At 53.7% G+C, this 387-nt stretch carries 1 protein-coding gene; it reads left to right on the forward strand.

Features of this window, described 5'->3' with window-relative positions; genetic code table 11:
- Window positions 1-387, forward strand: a 387-nt coding sequence (locus LN995_RS21800) for a hypothetical protein (protein ID WP_229963199.1), incomplete at both ends; no start/stop codon positions are given.

Below are 387 nucleotides of genomic sequence, written 5' to 3' on the forward strand. Positions count from 1 at the left end.
TGGTATCCAGGGATGTTTTCCTGCGAGTAAACGGGTTGCAGGCGCAAAATGCCCACGGTTATACCCAGGTGAAAGAGGATGAAAACCTGCCGCTGCGCTACCACATCAAGTGCGGGTCCTGCCAAAAGCCTTTAACAGGCTATGAGATGAAGAAGAAAGGCATCCACTACTACAAGTGCAACACCAAAGGCTGCTGCCTCAACCGCAATGCAGGCAAGATGCACGAGCTATACCAGGGGCTGCTAAAGCAGTACCAGATAGACCCGATCCTCTTGCCGCAGGTTCAGGAGATGATGGGCCAGGTGTTCCTAAGCCAGGAGCACGAGCAGGAAGAGAAGCGCCTGAAGGGGCAGCTATCGGAGCTGAAAAAGAAGCTGGATACGCTGG

The organism is Pontibacter silvestris, assembly GCF_020907275.1.
Taxonomy (GTDB): domain Bacteria; phylum Bacteroidota; class Bacteroidia; order Cytophagales; family Hymenobacteraceae; genus Pontibacter; species Pontibacter silvestris.